The following is an 18,004-nucleotide window of genomic DNA, read 5'->3' as shown; positions in this document are numbered from 1 at the left end:
ATGACCGAACAAGAAATTCGAGATTTATTGACTGAGGCGCTTGAGTCTTTATTTGAAATCGAACCGGAAAGAATTAAGCCGGAAACCAATCTGTATGAAGATTTAGAAATTGATAGCATTGATGCGATTGATTTGATTGATCACATTAAACGTAAAACAGGCCACAAATTGCAAGCGGAAGATTTTCGTAATGTTCGTACCGTAGATGATGTGGTTAAAGCCGTACTAAAAATCAGTCAGAGCGTTCAATAATGCGTAAATATGCCCCAACCGATCTCATTGCACACGATCCTATATGGCCGTATTCAGATTTTGAACAAAAAGCGTATCAAATGTCTGCAGAATTCCAACACCGCCACATTCAAGCTGTTGCAGTGTGGTTGGAAGACGGTGCCAAATTGGCGTGTACACTTTTAGCCGCTTGGCATGCCAAAGTGCGGGTGCTTTTCCCGCCGAATGTTACGCAGGAAAGTGTAGCGTGGGTCAGTGCCCATGCAGATTTGTGGCTAACCGATGTGGAGATTCACTCTTCCTTGGCAGCGTGTTTTGATGATTTTGGTGCACAACAGTCTTGTCAAAAATACGCTGAAAATCGACCGCTCTTTGATTATGACAACCAAACGGAAATCTGGCTGAAAACCTCCGGCAGTACCGGTGAGGCAAAAACAATCATTAAAACCGCAGAGCAAATGTGGCTTGGTGCGGAAGTCTTGGCGGAAGCCTTGCCGTTTAAAGCAGAAAATAATGTGACGGCTATTAGTACGGTCAGTATTCAACATATTTATGGTTTAACCGTACACATCATGATGTCCTTGGTCAATGGCTGGCAAATTGGGCGTAAGCAACAATTTTATCCGGAATGTATGCTTGCTGAAGCGCGGAATACCGAACAGACAGTGATCATCAGTAGTCCCGCTATGCTAACCCGTATTGACTGGTTTAATACTATAATGCCGAAAAATATTGTCGGTGTGATTTCTTCCGGTGGCGCATTACCGGAAGAAACTTCAGAACAAATGCGCCATTTATTGCAGCAGCCTGTCATTGAAATTTATGGCAGTACGGAAACCGGCCCGATTGCGATTCGTGATGATATTCATTTATGGCAAACCTTGCCGGATAGTCGTTTAGGCTGTAACGAAGAGGGAGCGCTATGGATCGAGGGATGTTGGCTTTCAACACGTGAGCAAACGGCAGATGTGGTAGAGTTTCTTGATGGTGGATTCCGTTTATTAGGGCGTAGTGATCGTATCGTCAAAATCGGTGATAAACGTACTTCATTAGCCGGTATTGAAGCCAAGTTAAACCGACATGCTTGGGTTGAGGATTGCTATATTGCACAACATCCTGAACAACCCAGATTGGCCGCTTGGGTTGGCTTAAATGCACAAGGGATTGACATTTTAAGAGAGAATGGTCGACGCCATTTGATTGACCAGCTTAAAGCGTATTTGGCTGAAACACAGGATAAGACGGCGATTCCGCGTTTTTGGCGTTTTACGGATAAATTGCCGCGCAATAGCCAATCTAAAATAAACAAACTGGAATTTAACCGCACTTGTATTGAGCCGCAGCGTGAACCGATTTGGTTAACCGAACAGCAAACTGAACGTCATTATCAGGCAACCGGCAAAGTGCCATTGGATTTGTTGTATCTTAAAGATCATTTTGCCAATTTCCCTTTAGTGCCGGGCGCAATTGAATTGCAATGGATTAGTGACAAGATTAAAGCGTTGGTGGCGCAGGATGTTGAATTTAGCCGTTTGGATAAATTGAAATTCCAAAAATTCTTACGTCCGAATGACTGTTTTTCTCTTGAATTAAACGTCGCCGAGAAACAGGATAAAGTCACTTTCCAAATGAAAGTTGAAAATGATATGTGCTGTAGCGGTGTCGCAGTGTTATCGTATCGTTAACCATGTTATCACTTGTTTGCCTCATAAATTGTGTTGCCTCTTGTGAATATGATTAAAATTATTATCAACCTTTTACTGACGTTAACCGGTATCGCTTATCCGATACTCTGGTTATTCGCCGATAATCAGCAAATGCTGTTTCATTTACCTTGGATTATGGCGCTGCTTTGGGTGTGTAAAGGGGCTGTTCAACAGCAGGGGCAACGTTATTTTGCCTGGTGTATGGCGTTTATTTTAGCCGTGGTGGCACTGACCCGCTCCATTGAAACCATGTTTTGGTATCCTATCGTCATTAATGTGTTAATGCTTTCGTTATTTGGTGGGAGTCTCTTGCGTGGGCAAACCGTCGTTGAGCGTTTAGCTCGTCTTCAAACACCGGATTTAAATGAGCATGGTGTTCGTTATACCCGAAAAGTTACTCAACTGTGGTGTGGTGTTTTTATTGTAAATATCTTGATTGCCGGCACAGCCATTGGATTGGAATATTATGATTTTTGGGCACTTTACACCGGTGTGATTTCCTATTGCATTATGGCGATTGTGATGGCCGGTGAATGGTTGGTCAGACAACAAGTAAAAAAACATTATGAATAATCTACGGGATCCTCATGCATTAATTGCCCGCCATCCTGACTGGCAATGGCAAGACTTTCTAATAAGAGCATGGCAAATTTCAGCACAATTAAAGCAAGAAAAGATTAAGTCGGTTGCTTTTTGGTTTGATGATGCAGCATTGTTTGCATGCGCTATGCTGGCGTGTTTTCATTCCGGTACGCGTATTTTACTTCCTCCGAATTTGCTTTCGGAAAATCAACAATGGATCAAAGAAAATGCGGATTTTCTGTTTGATGACACTCTATTTAATCATTACGGCATTGAACAAAAATCCCCTGAAAATCCACCGCACTTTAATTGTTATCATTCGACAGAAATTTGGTTAAAAACCTCAGGCAGTAGCGGACAGGCGAAAATACTGGTCAAAACAGCTCGGCAAATGTGGTTAGAGGCGGAAGCCATCCATCAATCTCTTCCTTTCCCGCAGGGGAATCATATTCATTTAGTCTCCAGTGTTTCTGTGCAACATCATTATGGTCTCTCATACCGCATTATGTTGCCGCTTATTATGGGGTGGACGATTGCACGTCAACAACAGCCTTATCCTGAAGGTTTGATTGAAGAAAGTTTTGCTGCACCGATAAGTATTTGGGTTAGCAGCCCAACGCTTTTGACCCGCTTAAACCTGGATGATGCGAAGTTACATCAATGCCCTTTGCTGGGAATGATTTCCTCCGGCGGTGTGTTACCGACAGATACCGGCAATGCTATTCGGCAACAATTGAAGGTTGATGTGATTGAGTGCTACGGAAGCACAGAAACCGGCGCGATTGCTTTTCGGGCTGATGATGGGTTATGGCAGCCGACCGCAATGACCAGAGTCGGACTGAATAGCGATGGTGCCTTATGGGTTGATTCTGCTTGGCTAAATCAGCGGGAACAAACGGCAGATGGTGCGGAATTATTTGAGGACAAATTTCATTTATTAGGGCGTATCGATCGCATTGTGAAATTTGGTGACAAGCGTATTTCATTAGTGAACATCGAACATAACTTATTGCGTCACCCTTGGGTGGTGGATTGTTATGTTGCGCAACATCCGATGCATTTTCGCCCGGCGGCTTGGGTTGCGTTAAATTCCGATGGCATGCAAGCCTATCAGAAACTTGGACGACATGCCTTGGTAAGTCAGTTACGTCACTTTCTAATGAAAACGCAAGAACATGCAGGAGTACCACGTTTTTGGCGTTTTGTAGAAACACTCCCTCGTAATAGTCAATCCAAAATTAGTAAGCCTGACTTTGAACAAGCCTTTTTAGCAGAAAAAGAGGAGGGGCTATGAACAAGGTCATTGTTATTATTCCTCACTATAATCATTCCAACACGATAGAACATGTTGTTCAGCAGGTGCTTAATCAAGATTTTCCGGTGTTGATTGTCGATGATGGCTCTGCTGAGACCCACGTGGCCGTCTTAAAAACATTGCAACATACACCTAACGTTTTTGTGCATTACTGCCCGACTAACGGAGGCAAAGGGGCGGCAATGAAAATCGGCTTCGTAAAAGCGGCTGAAATGGGGTTTACTCATGGCATTCAAGTGGATGCCGATGGGCAGCACCACCTTCCGGATATGGCAAAAATGTTGCTCGAAATGCAAAAAAATCCGACCGCACTTATTTGCGGTAAACCGATTTATGGTGAGGATGCACCGAAAGCGCGTTTATACGGACGTAAAATTACGGATTTTTGGAATGCTATTCATACGCTTTCTTTTGATATTCAAGATGGCATGTGCGGTTTTCGTCTTTATCCTTTAGCGCCGATTTTGGATTTAATGCAAGCGGAGTCGTTAGGAAATCGTATGGATTTCGATATCGATATTGTGGTGAAAGCCCATTGGCATCAAATCCCCTTAATTTGGGTTGATACACCGGTACGTTATCAACAGGGCGGCATATCTCATTTTCGTGGTTTTGCAGATAACTGGTGTATCAGTAAAATGCACAGCCGCTTGTTTTTCGGTATGTTGGCACGAGTATTGACGGGGCGTAAAGTATGAGCTCTCAGCATTGGGCAGAGCAGAATGAGCGTGGGAGTAAGCTCTCCTTAAACTTAACTCGCCTTATTGTGCAATACTGCCCGTTGTGGGTTATTAAACTGGTCACTTTTTTTGTAGTGGGCTATTTTTTTCTGACTTCTCGGAAGGCTCGACGTAATATTCGTCGCTATCAACAACGACTACAACAAACCTTTCCACAGGTTAATTTGCCCCGTTATCCTGTGTTTTGTCATTTTTTAGCCTTTGGTGAGGCGATCACCGATCGTTTTGCCGTCTGGCAGAAAAAAATTCGTTATTCTGATTTAATTGATGATGACACGGATAACGTCTATCAAGCCATTCGTTCAGAAGGTCGTGGACAAATTCTAGTTTGTTCTCATTTTGGCAATATTGAGATTTGTCGTGCGTTGGTCGATAACAAAAATCATAGCAATTTTAAGCTAAACATTTTGGTACATAACCGTCATGCCCAAGCCTTTAATGAATCCCTCGAAAAGGCGGGAGCCACCTCCTTACCATTAATTCAAGTAGAAGATTTGGATGCAGCAAAAATGTTGGAGCTACATGAACGGCTTGAACGTGGCGAGTGGATTGCGATTGCGGCCGATCGCGTACCGGTACGTGGCGATAAAACGCAAAAAGTGAATTTCTTAGGTGCACAAGCTTCCTTTCCGCAAGGTGTATGGCTGATGGCAGGTTTACTGAAAGCACCAATTAACACCGTCTTTTGCGTAAAAAAATGGGGCGATTATCATTTGAAATTGCGTCATTTCTCCGGTCCTATTGAGGGGCACGGAAAGCAACGTGCTGAGAATATTGAACAGGCAATGCAACGCTATGCGGATTTATTAGCGAAAGAATGTGCTGAAAACCCACTGTATTGGTTCAATTTTTACGATTTTTGGGAAGATGATTAAAATGTTAAGAAAGAAAAAACATGTCTATTGTCACCATGCCTCTGAATATGAAATCCAGTTTTTTGATGTGGATTCCATGAATATTATGTGGCATGGACATTATGTGAAATATTTGGAAATGGCGCGTTGTGCCTTTTTGGACGAAATTCATTACACCTACGATGTGATGAAAGAAAAAGGCTACGGTTGGCCTATCGTCCAGCTAAATTTGAAATATGTGAAACCGGCGTTGTTTCGCCAAAAAATTCGAGTGGAGCTTTCATTGGTGGAATATGAAACTTGCATTCGTATTGATTATATTATTCGTGATATTGCAACGAACGAGAAACTTACTGCAGGTAGCACAACGCAAGTCGCGGTAGAAATTAAAAGCGGAGAGATGCAGCTGCAGACACCATCTTGTTGGCGAAGCGCGGTGGAAAATCATCCGACTTTCCAACGGGAGACGGCATAATGCGTATTTTATTGGCTATTTGTTTATTGTGGTTGAGTCCGTTGACGTGGGCATTTTCTGAAAATGAACTGATTGCTTTGTTGCAAACCCCACAAAACGTGCAAGGTGATTTTACCCAACAGCGTTTTCTGAAATCTTTAAATAAGCCGATTACTACACAAGGTAAATTCATCTTATTGGCGCAGAAAGGGCTTTTATGGCAAATGGAAAAACCCTTTACTAATCAGCTCCGCGTAAAAAAAGACGGCATTATGCAATGGGATGGAAAGCAATGGGTGGCAAATGGAAAAATGGGACAAGCGGAACAAATCAGTTTGTTCCTCGGTTTGTTATCGGGGGATATTTCCGGGTTAAAAGCGCAATTTGATGCAACACTGGTTGGTGAAGCGAAAAATTGGACTTTAACGTTAACGCCAAGTTCGCTGTTGATGAAACAGATTTTTAATCATATTGAAATTCAAGGTGATAGCGTGGTGAAAACCATTGTGTTAGATGAAAAACAAGGGGATAAAACCCAAATTCATTTTGATAATGTCCAACAAAACCAACCGTTAACGGCGTTTGCGCAGGCAGCGTTGGAATAAAAAACGATGAAAAAGTCCACCGCACTTGCTTTTCTTTATGCCTCATTTTTACTGATCACCTTGTTGCTGTTTGGCTATGCGGTGAAGCAAGGTCATTGGTTACAAACAGATTTGCGAGCTTTATTGCCGCAAGAACAAGGCTGGTCCTCTTGGCAGGCGAAGGCGGATCAACATCAAGAAGAACAACTCAATCAACAGGTGATTTTGCTGGTCGGCCATTCGGATGCGCAAACCGCCTTTACATTAAATGCGTCTGTGGCGCAACAATGGCGGGAAAGTGGTTTGTTTGCTCAGGTGAATGAGCGAATGCAACCGGATATTGAGGTGTTACGCAATGAAATCAAACACCTACGTTTAGCCACCTTACCGAAAGAAATTCGTCAGCAGTTATTAATGGAGCCTCAAGTATATTTCCAACAATATGCCGAACAATTGATCAACCCTTTTACGCAAAGCAATTTATTGTCTTTAGAGCAAGATTGGCTAGGGTTGGGGCGTTTTGTTTTGCCACAGGCGCAAACACAAAGTCGTATTCAATGGAATGCGGCAAATGGCATGCTTTATGTGACGGAAAATGATCAAACATGGGTGTTGTTACGAGGCGTATTGCGACAGAGTAGTTTGATTAATCCATCTGTTAATTTGACCGCACTTTTGGCGCAAAATCGTCTTCAAATTGAAGAAAATAAAGGACAAATGCGTGCTGCCGGTGCAGCGTTATTTGCGGCTCATGCTAAAGTGAAAGCAGAACAAGAAAGCACTTTCATGAGTATCTTGGGCATTAGCCTGACCTTATTGTTGTTGCTATTTACGTTTCGAACCTTTCGTGTGCTTTGGTTGTTTTTGCCGATCTTAGCCGGTATGTTAAGTGGCGTGACGGCAACGGTGTACGCATTTGGACAAATTCACATTTTAACCCTTGTTATCGGCACCAGCTTAATTGGTGTGCTCATTGATTTCCCGCTTCATTGGCTTTCATCTTCACTTTCTCATATTACTTGGAACGCCGCGCAGACCATGCGGAAATTGCGTTTTACCTTTTTGATTAGCCTATTGGTGACTTTGCTCGGCTATGGTTTGTTAGGTTTTACGGTGCTTCCGGTATTAAAACAAACCGCACTTTTTTCTGCCGTAGCGCTGATTACTGCGATGTTAGCAACCTTGCTTTTTTTGCCGCCACTATTTCGTCATTATCAGGCAAAACCTTTGCTTTCCCGACCTAAAGTGCGGTCGATTTTTACGCTGTTTTTACACTATAAATTCGGCATTTTGGCGAAAACCATTATCTTGCTTTTGGTTACGGCAGGGGTGTTTCAATCAAGTTGGCGCGATGATATTCGCGAATGGGTTGCTATGCCGCAGGAAATGTTGATGGAGGCCAAACAAATTAGTGAGTTAACGGGCATTGACTTAGGGAATCGTTATTTCTTGGTGCTTGCAGAGAGTGATGATGAATTACTGGAAAAAGAGACTTCCTTAACTCAGCAACTAGAAGCGCAAAATATTCCGTACCGAGCCTTATCTCAATGGATTATGTCAACAAACCAACAGCAGCAATTCATTCAGCAATTCACTGCGGCGGTCCAACCGCAAGATTATGCTGTGTTGCAAGATATTGGGATTCCGCCGGAAACCATCCAAACCGCTTTAGTGGCGTTAGGTACAGAAACGCCTATATCCTTGTCTTCTGCCTTGCAACAACAAATCGGGCAAGCGTGGCAAACGTTATATTTGGGGTATTTGTTACCGGGAAAAGTTGCCGGTATTGTGCAGATTGTTGGTCAATCTGCCTTTCCATTTGAACATTTGGCCAATCAGCAAGATATCTTTTGGACGGATAAACGATCGCATTTGAATCAAGCATTTCAAGCCACCCGTGATCAGGCAGCCTGGCTTAAAGCAATGTCATTTTTGTTTGCCGGTTTATTGTTATGGCGTTTCTTTGGTGTGAAAAAGACGGTGACCATGTTATTGCCACCATTATGTGCCATTGTGTTGACGATAGCCATTTTCGGCTGGGTAGGCTGGCCAATCAGTTTATTTACGATGTTCGGCTTGTTATTAGTGTCTGCCATCGGGATTGATTATACCGCCTATATGCAAACGGCAAATGAACCTTTATACGGTAAGTACATTGCGGTATTATTGGCGGCGACCACAACGCTCATTTCCTTTGTTTTACTGGGCTTAAGCTCGACACCTGCTGTCGCCTCTTTTGGTTTAAGCGTCAGTCTTGGTGTGTTATTCAGTGTTATCATTACGTTTAAAATGTTGCGGTAAGGAAGTATGAAATATTGTTTAATGCTCTTTTTTGCCATGTTAACGGCGTGTAGCACATTGCCCACGGTAAAACAGTTGCCGGCGCATCAAGGCATTCGAGTCTTTAAAGTCGAACAAGTGACGGCTGAAAATCAATTACAGCAAGCCAGTTTGTTAACCTTACAAATGGATGCGCAACAATGGCGTTGGGTGCAAACGGATCCGCTTGGTGCACCGTTAGCGAGAGTAATTTTAACTAAACAAGGGTGGCAAAATGACGGTTTTGTTATGCCGAATCAACAGGCTCGTCAGCTTTTTTCCGCCCTTTCTACGGCGTTAAACCCGCAGCAACCTTTATTTGATTTTAGCGCTATTCAGCCTATTTCAAACGGCGCAGATTATTTTGTTAAACAGAAAAAAGTATGGCAAATCAGACAATTGCCATCCATGATTGAAATCGATTTGTCGGATCATAGCCATTGGCGAATCGAGGAACTAAATTAAGAGAAAAATGACCGCACTTTATTTAAGCAAACCGGCAATCCTAAGCAGTTTAGGTGAAGGTATCGAGAGACATGTTCAACATTTACTGAATGCCGAGGATTCACCACTAAAATTTTCCGAGCGTGCTTTTCATATTTATGGTCTAGACGGAAAACCACGCGTCTTTGGCGAAGTGAATGTTCCTTTACGTCCTTTTCCACAGGATTTACCGGAAATTCATGTGAGCCGTAATAATCAATTACTGTGGCATTGTTTGGCACAAATAGAAGATCAGATCGTGTCGGTCATTCAACGTTTTGGAAAACATCGTATTGCCGTAGTAATTGGCACATCGACGACCGGTGTTGATGAAAATATTCCAGTGTTTAAATATGCGGCACAACATCATGACTGGTCAGGTGAATCCTTTAAACAACAGCAACAATATTTTTCTGCACCGGCTGATTTTGTCGCCTATCAATATGGTTTGGAAGGGCTAACTTACGGTATTTCTACTGCTTGTACTTCCGGCGCAAAAGCATTAATCAGCGCCGCTCGTTTATTAAATGCCGGCTTGTGTGATGCGGTGATTTGCGGTGGGGTAGATGAACTTTCGCCTCTCACGATCAGCGGTTTTTCCTCTTTGTCTGTGTTGTCCGATAAACGTTCCAACCCGCTTTCGGTTAATCGTGATGGCATCAATCTTGGTGAAGGCTCAGCTGTTTTTATCATGACACGAGAAAAATTAGAGGAAAGCAACATTGCGTTGTTAGGCTACGGCGCAAGTAGCGATGCTTATCATATGTCGTCTCCGCATCCTGAAGGTGAGGGCGCGATTGCTGCGTTTCGTGCTGCACTGAACTCAGCCAAATTAGCCGCGGATGAAATCGGTTGGATTAATTTACACGGCACGGGCACAGTACATAACGACCAAATGGAAACCTTAGCGGTTCATCAGGTGTTTGGCGATAATACGCCATGCACCACGACCAAACCCTACACAGGGCATACTCTTGGCGCAGCTGGGGCTGTAGAGGCTGCTATTGTATGGGGCATTATCGATCGTACATTGAATCCGACAGGTAAGTTGCCAGCACAATTGTGGGATCATCAGACCGATGCCGCATTGCCGACAATAAATATCACCCATGAAAAAAGTCAGTGGGCTAAGTCACAACGGATTGGGGCGAGCAGTTCTTTTGCTTTTGGTGGAAATAATACCGTATTGATTTTAGGGGAACGACATGCCTGATTTAACCTGTCCGATAACAGACATTGCACCTTTGGTTCCGCACAGTGGCAAAATGATTATGCTGGACAAAATTCTTGATTTTGGTACAGATTTTTTGATTGCCGAGATGGAGGTTCGACCGGATAACCTTTTTCTCCAGGGGGCGATACTGCCTAGTTTTTTAGGGGCGGAAATTATGGCGCAAGGCGTTGCCGCCTGGGATGGCTGTAAATGTGCACAACTCGGAAAACCGATCGGATTAGGGTACTGGCTGGGTTCGCGTAAATTAAGTATTTATCAGCCCCATATTGCTATGGGCAGTAAATTACGTATTCAAATTAAGCTTTCCATTGAAGATGCCTCCGGTTTTGGCGTGTTCGATTGCCAATTAATCGATGCTAACAGTCAACAGATTATCGTGGAAGGCGCATTAAATGTCTTCAGACCACAAGCGTAAATTCATCGCTAAAAACCACCGCACTTTTTATCTAATCTAAGGAATTTATATGAGTGAAACAGTTTTAATCACAGGTTCTAGCCGAGGTATTGGCAAGGCAATTGCCTTACAGTTGGCACAGTCAGGCTTTGACATTGTGGTGCATTGCCGTAGTCGATTGGAAGAGGCGGAAGAGGTTGCACAGGCTGTTCGTGAATTGGGACAACGTGCTCGCGTATTGCAGTTTGATATCAGTCATCGTGCGGAGGTCGCAGAAAAGCTACTTGCTGATGTGGAAGAGAACGGTGCTTATTACGGCGTGGTGCTGAATGCAGGACTCACCCGTGATAATGCATTTCCAGCCTTAACCGAAGAGGACTGGGATCAAGTATTGCGTACGAATTTGGATGGTTTTTACAATGTATTACATCCGATTATGATGCCGATGATCCGTCGCCGCAAAGCAGGGCGTATTGTTTGTATTACATCGGTGTCGGGTTTAATCGGCAATCGTGGTCAAGTCAATTATAGTGCTTCCAAAGCCGGGATTATCGGTGCGGCGAAGGCGCTTGCAGTGGAATTAGCAAAACGTAAAATTACGGTAAACTGTGTGGCACCGGGATTAATTGATACGGATATTCTGGATGAAAATGTGCCTATTGATGAAATTCTAAAAATGATTCCGGCAGGGCGAATGGGCGAGCCGGAAGAAGTGGCACATGCGGTAGATTTTCTCATGGATGAAAAGGCGGCTTACATCACCCGCCAAGTGATCGCCGTGAATGGCGGTTTATGCTAACGCATCTAGAAACCATGAAAACGTCAAAGAGATAAATAAATGAAACGAGTTGTGATTACGGGAATCGGTGCCGTTACTGCCTTTGGTAAAGAATGGGCGTCTGTCAAAGCGGCTTTTCAACGCAAACAAAATGCAGTGCAGGCAAAAACAGAATGGGCAGAACGTTACCCTGAGTTGGGCGCTAATCTGGGGGCTGAAATTTTAGGGTATCAGCCACCGAAACATTGGAATCGCAAACAACTACGCAGTTTAGGACGCGTCTCTCAACTTGCTGTGGAAGCCGCTGAAAATGCGTTAGCAAATGCGGGATTATTGGATGAAAATGGCGAAATTCTGGCTTATTTAAAGGACGGCAGAATGGGCGTTGCTTGTGGTTCTTCGACAGGCTCTACCAATGATGTGCGTGATGCGGCAGAGCTGCTTATGACTGGGAAATCTGACGGTTTTAATGCAAATACTTATGTGCGCATGATGCCGCATACCGCCGCTGCCAATATCGGAATCTTCTTTGGTTTGACTGGACGAATTATTCCTACTTCTAGTGCGTGTTCTTCCGGTAGCCAAGGTATCGGCTACGCTTATGAATCTATAAAATACGGTTTAATTCCCATGATGTTGGCTGGCGGTGCGGAGGAGTTTTGCCCGTCGGAAGTCTATGTGTTTGATTCTTTATATGCGGCCAGCCGCAATAATGCCAATCCGGAGAAAACACCACGTCCCTATGATAAAGATCGTGATGGTTTGGTTATTGGTGAGGGGGCCGGGATTTTTGTCCTCGAGGAGCTGGAGCACGCCCTTGCCCGTAATGCTAATATTATTGCAGAAGTTGTAGGCTATGGGGCGAATAGCGATGGTGCGCATGTAACCCGACCGCAAAAAGACACAATGCAGCGTTGCATGGAATTGGCGTTAAAAGATGCCCGTTTATCTCCGGAAAATATTGGTTATGTGAATGGACATGGTACGGCAACAGAACAAGGTGATATTGCAGAAACGCTCGCGACGGAAGCCGTATTCGGTCACATCCCATTAAGTTCTCAAAAAAGTTATTTAGGCCACACACTTGGGGCTTGTGGCGCATTAGAATCTTGGTTTTCCATTGAAATGATGCGTGATGGCTGGTTTGCACCAACCATTAATCTAGATCATATTGATGAGCGTTGTGGCAAGTTAGATTATATTCAAGGTGATGGCCGTTATATTGACACGGATTATGTCATGAACAATAACTTTGCTTTTGGTGGTGTGAATACATCGTTAATTTTTAAACGCTGGCAGGGTTAATCTATAAGGTCGGGTTCTGCGCCCGACACTATTAAAGTGCTGCTTGTACTAGAGATAAAAAGTCCTTCTCTTTCATGTTATCCGTGCTAGGTAAAACCGCTAATTTTTTGACCGCACTTTTAGCGTCTTTCGATATTACCCAAAAACAGGAGCCTTCTTGTTGTTCGTTATCCGTTTCTAATACCCAACCGACGAGAGCAGATGGTATTGTGTCCTGTTCTAAATCCAATAATGCCAGTTGTAACGGTTGCCAAATAGTGTGTTGATTGATCGCTAAGAAGAGCGAATTTCCGTTAATTTGTAAGGTTTGCGCCAGTTGGAAGGTTGCCGCATTGTTAATGTTCGCCATAAAATCCAGCGGACTTGGTAGATTTTGTGCCGTCAGTTGGTGGAACATTTTGTCGAATTTACTTGGTGAATTAAATGGAGAGCCTAAGTAAATCCCACTTTTTTCTGCTAAATAAGCCTTGAGAGGAAGGGCGCCAAGTAAGGCAAGTTGCGTAAACCGGCTTAAACGACGAGCATCTACGCCGTAGGTTTTCAATTCTTGACGCAAGGACTTGTCATCTTTGTGATTACCACTGAAATGATGGATTTGCTGAATATAATACGTCATTGCCCCACCTTAAGTACCCAAGCAATATTGCTGCCGCCAAAGCCTAAGAAATAATTTAAAAAATAACCGCACTTTTGCTCATTGTTTGTAAATTGCTCGAATAAAAATGCGCTTTCTAATGCACCGCTAGCGCCCAGCGTGTGCCCCATTCGTGCTTTTAGTGAAAGCTGTTGCGCGTGCGGGAAGAGGTCTTGTAAAACGCGGAGCTCCATTTCATCGCCATTCCCGCCAACACCGTGCACCTTCACCCCATCAATGTGTGTGGGAGATAAATTGGCTTTGTTTAAGCAGGCGTGAATCAGGTGACGTAATGCGGATTCACTACTGTTCGTTAGGTTTTCGTTGTCCGTTAGCGTGACAACTCCCAATAGTTCACAAGAGCATTGCGGATTCGGTTGAACAGATAAGGCGACACAACCGATGCCTTCGCCTAGCACAATGCCTGTTGGCTGGATTAACGGCAAATATTGTGCGTCCTGCGATAATAAATTCATTGCTTGAAAATGCTCGAATGTCAGGCGATTAAATGTTTCAAACCCGATGACCAAAGCTTTTTCATACAGACCGTTTTGTAGCATTTTGTAAGCATATCCCATCGCTTGTGCAGAGGAGGTGCAAGAGGTTGCGAAGCTAAAGACCTCGGTTTGATAACGTCGTCGTAAATCATCGGCAATGACTGCCAGACTGTGTTGTTCCGGCAAAGGAAGATGATTAGCTAAACGGGCCTCGCAATCGCTAATCACATAGGCGGTTGAGCCGAGCAAAATGGGGATGTTTTTCAATTCACTTTTATCCCAGCCTGCCAGTTGTAAAGTGCGGTCGATTTCTACATCAAAATAAGCATAGAGTTGCTCAAGAGAGAGCAATTCCTCATCAAACGCGTTGAAATAAGGGAAATGAAACGGTTGTCCCAACATATGAGAGGTTCGTTGCCCAAGATGATGGGCAAATTTAGCAGAGGCCGCGGTGAGATAAACGTTCATTAGGCTTTTTGGTGTTGTTCACGAATAAAGGCGGCAAGATCACGTATGTTCATCATGTGTTTACGCACCATGCGATCGCCCTGCAAACGCACGCCAAAATGGGCTTGCAACGCCACAACGACCTGCAAAGCATCTAAAGAATCCAACTGAATGCGGCTTTGTTCACCGAAGAGCCATTCATCATCGCTGATTTCCGTCGGGTCAAATTCGTCTTTTTCTGTTTCTTGGATAATCAGTTTTTTGAGTTCTTGTTCTAATGCCGGGGATTCCAGCGTGAAAAGATAAGCCATTAGAATCTCGCTTGTTTGGTTAATTGTTGTTGATAAATCAGCGTGGCAAAAAGTAATGCAATCATGCCGAAACCACTTAATAAATAGAGCGGTTGTTGAATTTGGCTGAGGTGATATTGGTTTAACAATAAATTTTGGAAACCGCTTAATGCCCAACCCATAGGGGAAAATTGAGCAATAGTTTGCATGATTTCCGGCATCACATACACCGGTACCATAATACCGCCAATGGCCGCCATGATAATAATACCGCCCCCGCCCAACACGACGGCGTGTTCGGTCGTCCTTGCCAGCACACTGATTAATAAACCATAGCCTAGTGCGGCAAGGCTTATTGCAGTGGATAAGACAAAATAAGGCAACCAACTTCCGGAAAGCGTAAACGCAGGCATATCTAGCGCAGGCAACACAAAGTAACCTAGCGCCACCATGCCGACAAATTGTAATTGGTTGATGAGAAAATAAGGAATTAGCTTGGCAATAATCAAACTCAATGCAGAAGCTCGCGCCATACGCAACCGAGTCAGCGTGTTGGTTTGGCGTTCCATCGCCATCACATTGGAAAGCGGAATCATAATAAAGAACATGCCAAAAATCAGCCACGCAGGAACGCTGTGTTGCACAGAATTAGGTTTAGAAACTTCTTTTCCTTGTCGATTTACATAAATTTCTTGCCACAAATCTTTCGCAAGATAATCGTTAATTTGCGCAAATTTGCTGTCCAGTTCTTGATTGACTTTATTTTGAATCTCTGTGATTGGCTTACGTTTATTATTTTCTAACGTAATGTGATTGTCTGCTAAATAATCGTTTAAACGCAGTTGCGAATAATGCTTTTGCAACACACCTTTCACACCCAGTAGCCAACTGCGATCTACGCTGGGATTTAACCAAAGCTGTAAGGCGTGTTCTTCTGAAAGTGCGGTCTGTTTTTCATTCGGATTTAAAATCAATAAATCAAACTTACCCGCTTGTAGCTCGGCTTGATATTGCGTTAATTCTGACAGAGGCGCTTGTTTAACGGCGAGGTTTTCTTGTTTGAGTTTTGCTAAGAAATCATCATTAAGTTGATTTTTTTCACTTAACAACACAATTTCCGAGCGATTGCTTAACGCATTATTGTTACTCAAGGCCGCCGACATAATTAACATAAACAAAATAGGCATAATAAATAATACGGCAACGCCATGCAGATCGCGGCTTAATAGGCGCATTTCTTTGATAATCGATGCAATTAACATGTTTTTCCCGCCTTATTTAAAAAATCTAAATAAAAACGTTCCAGACTTTGCCCTTCTTCTAAAATGCCTTGCACCGAGCCTTGATAAATGAGATTGCCTTCATTTAACAACACTAATTTGTCACATAATTGCTCAATTTCTTGCAAATAATGAGAGGTATAAATTACCGTCACGCCTTGCTGTTTCAATGCCGCTACGCTATCTAAAATAAACTGACGGGATTGCGGATCAATCCCCACGGTGATTTCATCGAGAAAAATCACTTTTGGGCGATTAATTAAACCAATAGCAAAATTTAAACGGCGTTTTAATCCGCCGGATAAATGCTTCGCCAGCTTGTTTTTATGCGCCACTAAATCTACTTTGGTCAATAATTCCAACAAATAGCTTTTATCCCGAACATCATACAATGATGCAAAAAATGTCAGATTTTCCCAAACGGTCAGCAACGGATAAAAAGCAAAATCCTGTGGCACCAAGGAAATCTGATGGCGTTGTTTCTTGTTCAATTTCGCCAAAGATACGCCATCAAAATAAATTTCCCCTTGTTGTACCGATTGTAGCCCAGCAAGAAGAGACATTAATGTCGTTTTTCCCGCACCATTGGGGCCAAGCAGACCCACGGTAGAAGCCGATTCAATGTGAAAACTGACTGCACTTAATGCGTTCTTTTCCGCGTTGGGGTAGTGATGGCTGAGATGGTTTATTTGAATCATAAATTACGTAAGGTTTGCCAAATGAGTTGTTCTTTATCCGCAATCTCCCGCAAATGCTCCGCCACTGTTTTATGGCCTTCCATTGTTGGTTTTTTGCATTGCTTCACACACAAGCCCGCAAATTGGCGCCACATATCGCCGATTTCTGTCATTTGCTCTGATGCCTGTTTGTATTTTGGCTCTTGGCAGATATCAGCGGCTTGTTCAAGGAAATAGGCGTATAAATAACGGAAGCCTGCGCCACCAGTGCCAATTTCTTCTTGCATACGCACGATATGCCCTAAATATAAGCGTTTGTATTTGTCCGAAGGGTGGGTTGCCAGTTTTTCAATTTGTTTGGCAACGGTACGAATGCCTTTTACACCGACGAAAAAGAGCGGAGCCAACATTTGTTTGGCATTTTTGCGAATGGCTTTACGGATGAGGTTTGGTAAGTCAATTTGTGTTAAGTCAGGTTGATTTTCAAAATAATACATCAACCCTTTCGGCGCTAATACGCCCTTCGCAAAACGTGCCCGTTGCAAATCTTCTGCAGTACAACGTTGTACGCTTTCAAACACGGGATCGCTAATTAGGTAATCGTTTTGTTCTTTGCCATATACGATTAAATTGTGCGCATTAAAATGAAAACGCATTTCAGGCGGGAAATAAGGCAACCAGAAAACAGAGGTTTGTAAACCGACCAATTTTTCTTCATTAAGTGCTTGATCTAACGCTTGCTGTCCGGCTTGTGGCGAACGAAACTTTTGCATTTTCAACCGCACTTTCAACTGCTTTGATAGCCTTTTGATAATGGAACGAGGCGGCATTCGATAGGAAATCAGCGGCAATCCGTTAATTTTAACCAACGGAATATAAACAAAGGTCAACGCCGACGCCAAACCGAAAACCATGGCTTCGTTAAAATCCACGCCTTGCGCTTTTAGCATAGTGGACATGACTCCGCTTTCACAGTGAGCGGTGTGTTGGTGGTGGAAGTTGTTCATTATTATTCATATACAAGAGCTAAAATTACGGTTGCTGAGCTTGTCGAAGCATGAGTGATTTTAGCGGTTAATTTCTGGTTTTCGCCAATTTAGGGAGAAGATCATATTGCCCTTGGATTAGCGCTTCTTTTTTGCTCTGCTCCAACCTTTCATTTTTTATCTTGAGGAGAATTACTTATGCTTCGACAAGCTC

Annotated in this window: 20 protein-coding genes; 14 read left to right on the top strand and 6 right to left on the bottom strand. The window is 43.4% G+C overall.

Features of this window, described 5'->3' with window-relative positions:
• The 14 genes from ACO5E4_RS06420 to ACO5E4_RS06355 are packed head-to-tail and all read left to right on the top strand — an operon-like array spanning position 1 to position 12,979.
• Complete coding sequence (locus ACO5E4_RS06420) at positions 1 to 252, top strand: acyl carrier protein (protein WP_005715813.1); 252 nt, start codon at positions 1 to 3, stop codon at positions 250 to 252.
• Positions 252 to 1,916, top strand: coding sequence for an ApeI family dehydratase (locus ACO5E4_RS06415; protein ID WP_485862468.1), 1,665 nt, complete (start codon positions 252 to 254; stop codon positions 1,914 to 1,916). Before ACO5E4_RS06420 ends, ACO5E4_RS06415 begins: the two co-directional genes overlap by 1 nt.
• A gap of 48 nt (positions 1,917 to 1,964) precedes the next feature.
• Entirely contained in the window at positions 1,965 to 2,510 is a 546-nt protein-coding gene (locus ACO5E4_RS06410; RefSeq protein WP_485862467.1) for a COG4648 family protein, read from the top strand.
• Positions 2,503 to 3,813: an AMP-binding protein gene (locus ACO5E4_RS06405; protein WP_485862466.1), complete on the top strand. Its 1,311-nt coding sequence runs from the start codon at positions 2,503 to 2,505 to the stop codon at positions 3,811 to 3,813. The genes ACO5E4_RS06410 and ACO5E4_RS06405 overlap by 8 nt, the downstream gene beginning before the upstream one ends.
• Positions 3,810 to 4,532 (top strand): glycosyltransferase family 2 protein, encoded by a 723-nt coding sequence (locus ACO5E4_RS06400; protein WP_485862465.1) that lies wholly within the window; start codon positions 3,810 to 3,812, stop codon positions 4,530 to 4,532. The genes ACO5E4_RS06405 and ACO5E4_RS06400 overlap by 4 nt, the downstream gene beginning before the upstream one ends.
• On the top strand, positions 4,529 to 5,449 hold the full coding sequence (locus ACO5E4_RS06395) for a lysophospholipid acyltransferase family protein (protein WP_485862464.1): 921 nt from the start codon (positions 4,529 to 4,531) through the stop codon (positions 5,447 to 5,449). Before ACO5E4_RS06400 ends, ACO5E4_RS06395 begins: the two co-directional genes overlap by 4 nt.
• The gene (locus ACO5E4_RS06390) at positions 5,442 to 5,903 is read left to right on the top strand and encodes an acyl-CoA thioesterase (RefSeq protein WP_485862463.1); all 462 of its coding nucleotides are present in this window, start codon (positions 5,442 to 5,444) and stop codon (positions 5,901 to 5,903) included. The genes ACO5E4_RS06395 and ACO5E4_RS06390 overlap by 8 nt, the downstream gene beginning before the upstream one ends.
• On the top strand, positions 5,903 to 6,487 hold the full coding sequence (locus ACO5E4_RS06385) for a LolA family protein (RefSeq protein WP_485862462.1): 585 nt from the start codon (positions 5,903 to 5,905) through the stop codon (positions 6,485 to 6,487). The genes ACO5E4_RS06390 and ACO5E4_RS06385 overlap by 1 nt, the downstream gene beginning before the upstream one ends.
• A gap of 6 nt (positions 6,488 to 6,493) precedes the next feature.
• The gene (locus ACO5E4_RS06380; protein WP_485862461.1) at positions 6,494 to 8,767 is read left to right on the top strand and encodes an MMPL family transporter; all 2,274 of its coding nucleotides are present in this window, start codon (positions 6,494 to 6,496) and stop codon (positions 8,765 to 8,767) included.
• A gap of 6 nt (positions 8,768 to 8,773) precedes the next feature.
• On the top strand, positions 8,774 to 9,250 hold the full coding sequence (locus ACO5E4_RS06375) for a hypothetical protein (RefSeq protein ID WP_485862460.1): 477 nt from the start codon (positions 8,774 to 8,776) through the stop codon (positions 9,248 to 9,250).
• A gap of 7 nt (positions 9,251 to 9,257) precedes the next feature.
• Positions 9,258 to 10,481: a beta-ketoacyl-ACP synthase gene (locus ACO5E4_RS06370; RefSeq protein ID WP_485862459.1), complete on the top strand. Its 1,224-nt coding sequence runs from the start codon at positions 9,258 to 9,260 to the stop codon at positions 10,479 to 10,481.
• Positions 10,474 to 10,917 carry a hotdog family protein gene (locus ACO5E4_RS06365; protein WP_485862458.1) on the top strand — a complete coding sequence of 148 codons (444 nt, stop codon included), beginning with the start codon at positions 10,474 to 10,476 and terminating at the stop codon, positions 10,915 to 10,917. The genes ACO5E4_RS06370 and ACO5E4_RS06365 overlap by 8 nt, the downstream gene beginning before the upstream one ends.
• Positions 10,918 to 10,966: 49 nt before the next feature.
• Positions 10,967 to 11,695, top strand: coding sequence for a 3-oxoacyl-ACP reductase FabG (gene fabG, locus ACO5E4_RS06360; RefSeq protein WP_485862457.1), 729 nt, complete (start codon positions 10,967 to 10,969; stop codon positions 11,693 to 11,695).
• A 39-nt stretch (positions 11,696 to 11,734) separates the two neighbouring features.
• Positions 11,735 to 12,979, top strand: coding sequence for a beta-ketoacyl-ACP synthase (locus ACO5E4_RS06355; RefSeq protein WP_485862456.1), 1,245 nt, complete (start codon positions 11,735 to 11,737; stop codon positions 12,977 to 12,979).
• Positions 12,980 to 13,010: 31 nt separating this feature from the next.
• Here ACO5E4_RS06355 and ACO5E4_RS06350 read toward each other — a convergent pair whose 3' ends face one another.
• The 6 genes from ACO5E4_RS06350 to darH are packed head-to-tail and all read right to left on the bottom strand — an operon-like array spanning position 13,011 to position 17,811.
• Positions 13,011 to 13,595, bottom strand: a complete 585-nt coding sequence (locus ACO5E4_RS06350; RefSeq protein WP_485862455.1) for a hypothetical protein — start codon at positions 13,593 to 13,595, stop codon at positions 13,011 to 13,013.
• A complete protein-coding gene (locus tag ACO5E4_RS06345; RefSeq protein WP_485862454.1) occupies positions 13,592 to 14,578 on the bottom strand; it encodes a beta-ketoacyl synthase N-terminal-like domain-containing protein in 987 nt (328 codons plus the stop codon). Before ACO5E4_RS06345 ends, ACO5E4_RS06350 begins: the two co-directional genes overlap by 4 nt.
• Positions 14,578 to 14,868 carry a phosphopantetheine-binding protein gene (locus ACO5E4_RS06340; RefSeq protein WP_314955183.1) on the bottom strand — a complete coding sequence of 97 codons (291 nt, stop codon included), beginning with the start codon at positions 14,866 to 14,868 and terminating at the stop codon, positions 14,578 to 14,580. The genes ACO5E4_RS06345 and ACO5E4_RS06340 overlap by 1 nt, the downstream gene beginning before the upstream one ends.
• Positions 14,868 to 16,109, bottom strand: coding sequence for an ABC transporter permease (locus tag ACO5E4_RS06335; RefSeq protein WP_485862453.1), 1,242 nt, complete (start codon positions 16,107 to 16,109; stop codon positions 14,868 to 14,870). Before ACO5E4_RS06335 ends, ACO5E4_RS06340 begins: the two co-directional genes overlap by 1 nt.
• Entirely contained in the window at positions 16,103 to 16,825 is a 723-nt protein-coding gene (locus ACO5E4_RS06330; protein WP_485862452.1) for an ABC transporter ATP-binding protein, read from the bottom strand. The genes ACO5E4_RS06335 and ACO5E4_RS06330 overlap by 7 nt, the downstream gene beginning before the upstream one ends.
• Positions 16,822 to 17,811 carry a BtrH-related acyltransferase DarH gene (darH, locus tag ACO5E4_RS06325; RefSeq protein WP_485862451.1) on the bottom strand — a complete coding sequence of 330 codons (990 nt, stop codon included), beginning with the start codon at positions 17,809 to 17,811 and terminating at the stop codon, positions 16,822 to 16,824. Before darH ends, ACO5E4_RS06330 begins: the two co-directional genes overlap by 4 nt.
• Positions 17,812 to 18,004 lie beyond the last annotated feature (193 nt).

Source organism: Aggregatibacter sp. (assembly GCF_057314075.1).
This window is presented reverse-complemented; position numbering and strand designations above follow the sequence as displayed.